Source organism: Burkholderia sp. BCC1988, from assembly GCF_905339895.1.
Lineage (GTDB): Bacteria > Pseudomonadota > Gammaproteobacteria > Burkholderiales > Burkholderiaceae > Burkholderia.
This window is the reverse complement of record NZ_CAJPHA010000092.1, coordinates 1-301: the sequence shown is the minus strand read 5'-3', so window position 1 is coordinate 301 and position 301 is coordinate 1. Positions and strand designations below refer to the sequence as shown.

Sequence of the window (301 nt, the reverse complement as noted above, 5' to 3'; positions counted from 1 at the left end):
GTGCGTGCGCGACGACGAGACCAGCGTCGACAGCGAGCTGGTCGCCGTGGAGCTCGTGGTCGACAGCGATGAGACGCTGCTGTTCGTGGTCGACAAACCAGTGGACAGCGAGCTGGCCGTGGTCGATGTCGAGGTCGACAGCGAAGCCACCGTGCTGTCCGTCGTCGACAACGCGGTCGACAGCGAGCTGGCCGTCGTTGAGGTCGAGGTCGACAGCGACACCACGGTGCTATCCGTCGTCGACAGCGCCGTCGACAGTGAACTCACGCCGGTCGACAACGAGCTGGCCGTCGTCGACGTG

1 protein-coding gene is annotated in these 301 nt (G+C 65.8%); it reads left to right on the top strand.

From position 1 onward, the window contains the following. On the top strand, positions 1 to 301 hold a 301-nt coding region (locus tag U4012_RS35700), incomplete at both ends, for a hypothetical protein (RefSeq protein WP_321804598.1).